This is a genomic window from Mesorhizobium intechi, from assembly GCF_002879535.1.
GTDB classification, from domain to species: domain Bacteria; phylum Pseudomonadota; class Alphaproteobacteria; order Rhizobiales; family Rhizobiaceae; genus Mesorhizobium; species Mesorhizobium intechi.
Genome location: NZ_PNOT02000067.1, coordinates 1 through 4,638 on the forward strand (window position 1 = coordinate 1; position 4,638 = coordinate 4,638).

General features: G+C 53.4%; 8 protein-coding genes. 7 read left to right on the top strand and 1 reads right to left on the bottom strand.

The window, feature by feature from the left end; translation table 11 throughout:
- Positions 1-469 (top strand): hypothetical protein (locus tag C1D09_RS33435; RefSeq protein WP_208760354.1); only part of this gene is annotated, 469 nt, incomplete at its 5' end.
- A gap of 67 nt (positions 470-536) precedes the next feature.
- On the opposite strand, the gene C1D09_RS34315 is transcribed toward C1D09_RS33435, so the two are convergent.
- The gene (locus tag C1D09_RS34315) at positions 537-767 is read right to left on the bottom strand and encodes a transposase (protein WP_167514510.1); all 231 of its coding nucleotides are present in this window, start codon (positions 765-767) and stop codon (positions 537-539) included.
- A gap of 30 nt (positions 768-797) precedes the next feature.
- On the opposite strand from C1D09_RS34315, the gene C1D09_RS06590 reads away from it, so the two are divergent.
- From C1D09_RS06590 to C1D09_RS06615, 6 genes are all read left to right on the top strand, one after another.
- Entirely contained in the window at positions 798-1,028 is a 231-nt protein-coding gene (locus C1D09_RS06590) for a hypothetical protein (RefSeq protein ID WP_246135663.1), read from the top strand.
- 30 nt (positions 1,029-1,058) lie between these two features.
- On the top strand, positions 1,059-1,340 hold the full coding sequence (locus C1D09_RS06595; protein ID WP_143973523.1) for a hypothetical protein: 282 nt from the start codon (positions 1,059-1,061) through the stop codon (positions 1,338-1,340).
- A 269-nt stretch (positions 1,341-1,609) separates the two neighbouring features.
- On the top strand, positions 1,610-2,041 hold the full coding sequence (locus tag C1D09_RS06600) for a hypothetical protein (RefSeq protein ID WP_143973524.1): 432 nt from the start codon (positions 1,610-1,612) through the stop codon (positions 2,039-2,041).
- A gap of 324 nt (positions 2,042-2,365) precedes the next feature.
- The gene (locus C1D09_RS06605; protein ID WP_246135665.1) at positions 2,366-2,878 is read left to right on the top strand and encodes a transposase; all 513 of its coding nucleotides are present in this window, start codon (positions 2,366-2,368) and stop codon (positions 2,876-2,878) included.
- A 132-nt stretch (positions 2,879-3,010) separates the two neighbouring features.
- Positions 3,011-3,673 carry an Imm52 family immunity protein gene (locus tag C1D09_RS06610; protein WP_143973525.1) on the top strand — a complete coding sequence of 221 codons (663 nt, stop codon included), beginning with the start codon at positions 3,011-3,013 and terminating at the stop codon, positions 3,671-3,673.
- Positions 3,674-3,890: 217 nt separating this feature from the next.
- Complete coding sequence (locus C1D09_RS06615; RefSeq protein ID WP_246135664.1) at positions 3,891-4,568, top strand: transposase; 678 nt, start codon at positions 3,891-3,893, stop codon at positions 4,566-4,568.
- Positions 4,569-4,638 lie beyond the last annotated feature (70 nt).

Below are 4,638 nucleotides of genomic sequence, written 5' to 3' on the forward strand. Positions count from 1 at the left end.
ATACATGATAGTGTGCGGGAATGATTTATCGACGCCATCACGGTTTAGAAGCAAGAAAGGAATTTCAATTTCAGATAACCTGAAAAAATTCCCTCGCATTTATTTTGAGAGGACTAACGCAATCAGCAACAAGACCAGGCTATGCTCCGCAATAAACATCGATGATGGAAATCAGAAAGAACTCTTTGATTTCTCAATAAATTACGCATCTTCATGTTTAGTTATTAGTGCTAAAAAAATCGAGGAAGTTAAACATGAAGTAAGTAATTGGCCATCAATAGATGATTCTAACATCTATATAGACTACGTAGAAGCCCTTAAGACCATCGCGCGCAACCCAGACATGGTGGTGATCAGGCACTTTCCAGCCGACAACGGTCATAGAGAGAAGATTTCTACTGCCTTCAAAGCTGGGTTTGACTCGAATAGATTTGAGCGAGCGATCCACTCGTCTGGAATCCTTGGCTAGATAGAATTGCGTCGACAACGTTCGAATGTACCCAGGAATAAGGTGCGCTAGGCTCAGGACTCATTGATCAGAGCCAGACGATGACGGCGGCTGTGATGCAGATTGCCGAGAAGAAGGTGTGGGAGCATCGGTCGCAGCGGGTGGCGATGCGCCTCCAGTCGTTGAGCTTAGCAAACAGGTTCTCGACCTTGTGGCGCTGGCGATAGAGCGCGGTGTCGCAGTCGTATGGGACTTTGCGGCTTCGGCTCGACGGTGCGCGCAGGGCTGGCGAAACAGGCGGCCGATTGGCCCTGGTCAAGCGCTCGGGCTGATCTGACAGGTGAGCCCGATGGCGTTACCGACCTGGCAGCCAATGAGGGACCGTCTGCCATCGTCGAGCGGGCTGTTCGATCTGATCGAGACGGATGCCGCGGCCTTCGACGCGCTGCGCAAGGCCGAGAGCATCGGCCGGCCGGTGGGCGACGAGGCCTTTCTTAGCCGGATTGCCGCGCAAACCGGACGAGTTGTGAAACCAGAAAAGCGAGGCCGGCGAGGCAAAATTAGTGCACTGTCACCGTAATTCCAGCAAAACGACCGGAGAAATACAAAAATGGAAAAGGAATTGCCGTTTGAAATTGCCGTTATAGACGATCAATCATACGAAAATCTAGTAGCAGAAGTTAGGTTTCCTTCGAAGGAATTTGGACTAATACTTAGTCAGGAGGAATCTCGGGAAAGAATAGACGTTTCAATCTTTTCGTTTATATCAGATGGGCGAGAAAAATTTTACGAAACAAAAAGAATACCAGAGGTATGTATTGACCTCAAGTTATTTTTGTCGGCGATCGATGAAGCTGTCCGGAGGCTGAAGCTCCTTGATATACCAAGGTAGAGTAAATTAGGAATTATGGTGCAGCGCACTTTTATCCTGTTCGCCTCGCTATCGCCGAGTGTAGGAATTACGGTGACAAAGGACTTTTACCATGTTCGCCCAGCTGCCTCTGGGTTTAGACTGACCGCATGACTCGCCTTGAATTACGGTGGCAGTGCACTTTTTACGCTATTCGCCTGGCTTGAATGCAGCGGCTGCTCGAGACAAAGAGGCGTTTGATAAGGCTATGAGTGAGCGCGGTAACGGCGAGGCTGGAGGTACGAAAGTCTATGAAGATCCAACTGACTAACTATTTAGGAGGTCCTGTATCCAATCTTCTATCGTCCAGTCCGTTCAAATTATGGAAATTTGAAAGGTCAGTTGACAGTGATATTCCAATCACTGAGATAGACTATACAAGCAAAGAGAACGGATTGGCGGTTGTGTGTGATGAGAACGATGACATTAATTCTATATTTATAGATGCAGATAATTTTGATCAGGTCTTTTTCGAAGTTTTATTCTCATCTAGGCGTAAGGAGATACAAAATATTTTTGGAACGCCTACAAGAAGTGGGGCAGCACATATTCATTCTATTTTGGGGGAATATGGTCCTTGGGATCGCTTTGATGTACCGCGCCATTCAATTCATATCGAGTACCGACCTCACGTGGATAAAATAAAAAGAGTAACGCTCATGCGGGCCGGTGTAGCACCATAACAGTACCCTTTTCTGTCCATCCGACAAACCTAGACTAGTGTTCAGACCGACGCGATGGTCAGCCTTGCCTGCATCGTCGTTTCCAGTTCGCCGCACCACGTAATGCAACGGGGCAACGGCCCGCCGAGATGTTCGTCACGGCCGAAGACTATGCGCCACACAGGAAGCATGCCGGAGGAGAACTGCCATGCCGATAATCTCGGCACCTAGAGTGCCGGCCGAGCGGGATGGCTTGCGGCGTTCACGCCCGGGGGCTACACGCTCTACAAGACCCTGCTGGTCGAGCATTGCCGCGCCGCCAATGTCGGCATCTGGGTATGGTGCCTGATGCCGAACCATGTGCATTTGATCCTGACGCCGGCCGACCCGGATGGCCTGCGGCGCGCGCTCGCCAAGGTGCACCGCGCCTATGCAGGCATCATCCATGCGCGAAAGAAGAAAACCGGACATTTCTGGCAAGGCCGTTTCGGCGCCGTCGCGATGGACGAGGACCACCTCCTGTCGGCGGTGCGCTATGTCGAACTGAATCCGGTGCGCGCAGGGCTGGCGAAACAGGCGGCCGATTGGCCCTGGTCAAGCGCTCGGGCGCATCTGACAGGTGAGCCCGATGGCGTTACCGACCTGCAGCCAATGAGGGACCGTCTGCCATCATCGAGCGGACTGTTCGATCTGATCGAGGCGGACGCCGCGGCCTTCGACGCGCTGCGCAAGGCTGAGAGCATCGGCCGACCGGTGGGCGACGAGGCGTTTCTTAGTCGGATTGCCGCGCGAACCGGACGAGCTGTGAAGCCAGAAAAGCGAGGCCGGCGGGGCAAAATTAGTGCACTGTCACCGTAATCCTACCGGAGGGGCGCTTTCGCCCAAGGCTAGCGCAGCGATTGCAGCTGGCGGAGGGGGATTGTGTTAATATCCGAGCTACAGCGTAGTGCGTCGCACGTTATGTAATTCAGAGCCAAGGTCAGCAGGTATATGTCAGTAAATATTTATGTTTATTGGGGCTCTAGAAACGATAACATCGACGATCTGGTTCAGCGCACACAGCTGCATTTTCGGGTCTTGGCAAAGGCTGATGAAAGGCTTTCCCAATGGGCACTCTTAGGAAGGTCTCTGAAGAAGGCAATGACATCAGAGAAGATTGATACTTCATCAGCGGAGCTTCTCCACGGCTGGTTACTGAGAGGCCAGAACAGAACTGACGTAGCTCCGAGGCAACCAATCCCAGAGTTAGGCTATCGCCTGTCACTGTGGAACCAGCGCTCAGGAAATGTTGAAGCCTCAACATCAATAAATTGTGGCGCCTATTCCGAGTATCTGTCAAATGACAGCCAAAATAGCGCTTCTTTGGAATTAACATACCTGCAAGAACATGGCATAGATTCAACTTTATTGATAAACATATTTAAAGAAATGGTAGAAATTTGGAGTCCGGCGTGGGGCATGATTTGGAAGTATGTCCACACTGGGCACCCTGCCGCTGTTCCATCAGATCCGACTCAAATTCAACTTGCCTTCTATCAAAAACACGACGGCTTGGGGCCTAAGAATCGCACCATAGGGCTAGAGTCGCGCGCTCGCTCAGGGGGAAGCATCTGGATCAACGAGCAGGTGGGCAATCTGCTAGAGAGGCAATAGCAACCAATATTTGCACTCCTGGGAAGACTTATTAGGAACTAATGACAGTGCACTCTTTTGTCGTGTTGATTTGAGCGCTAGATAGCTAACGTCGCGCCACAGCTTTGGCCCAACGCAGTCTCGGGCACGTTAAGCCGCTCTGGAGTAGCGAGGAATTACGGTGACAGTGCACTTTTTACGCTATTCGCCTGGCTATGGCCGCGTGTAGACTGACCGCATGGCTCGCCTCGCTCGCATCGTCGTCCCCGGTCTGCCGCATCACATAACGCAGCGCGGTAACGGAAGCGCCAAGGTGTTTTTCACGCCCGGGGGCTACACGCTCTACAAGACCCTGCTGGTCGAGCATTGCCGCGCCGCCAATGTCGGCATCTGGGCATGGTGCCTGATGCCGAACCATGCGCACCTGATCTTGACGCCGGCCGACCCGGACGGCCTGCGGCGCGCGCTCCCCAAGGTGCACCGCGCCTATGCCGGCACCATCCATGCGCGGCAAAAGAAAACCGGACATTTCTGGCAAGGCCGCTTCGGCGCCGTCGCGATGGACGAGGACCACCTCCTGTCGGCGGTGCGCTATGTCGGACTGAATCCGGTGCGCGCAGGGCTGGCGAAACAGGCGGCCGATTGGCCCTGGTCAAGCGCCCGGGCGCATCTGACAGGTGAGCCCGATGGCGTTACCGACCTGCAGCCAATGAGGGACCGTCTGCCATCATCGAGCGGACTGTTCGATCTGATCGAGACGGACGCCGCGGCCTTCGACGCGCTGCGCAGGCCGAAAGCGTCGGCCGACCGGTGGGCGACGAGGCGTTTCTTAGTCCGATTGCCGCGCAAACCGGACGAGCTGCCAAACCAGAAAAGCGAGGCCGGCGAGGCAAAAATTAGTGCACTGTCACCGTAATTCCCAAAAGAATTGACACTAAGCCAGCGTCAACTTCGAATGGCGGTGGTTCAAGCAGCAGCCAGTCAGG

What these genes read in the sequence shown, in the direction of transcription:
- C1D09_RS06590 (WP_246135663.1), top strand. Translation starts at nt 798, where the DNA reads ATGGCGTTACCGACCTGGCAGCCAATGAGGGACCGTCTGCCATCGTCG.
- C1D09_RS06595 (WP_143973523.1), top strand. Translation starts at nt 1,059, where the DNA reads ATGGAAAAGGAATTGCCGTTTGAAATTGCCGTTATAGACGATCAATCA.
- C1D09_RS06600 (WP_143973524.1), top strand. Translation starts at nt 1,610, where the DNA reads ATGAAGATCCAACTGACTAACTATTTAGGAGGTCCTGTATCCAATCTT.
- C1D09_RS06610 (WP_143973525.1), top strand. Translation starts at nt 3,011, where the DNA reads ATGTCAGTAAATATTTATGTTTATTGGGGCTCTAGAAACGATAACATC.
- C1D09_RS06615 (WP_246135664.1), top strand. Translation starts at nt 3,891, where the DNA reads ATGGCTCGCCTCGCTCGCATCGTCGTCCCCGGTCTGCCGCATCACATA.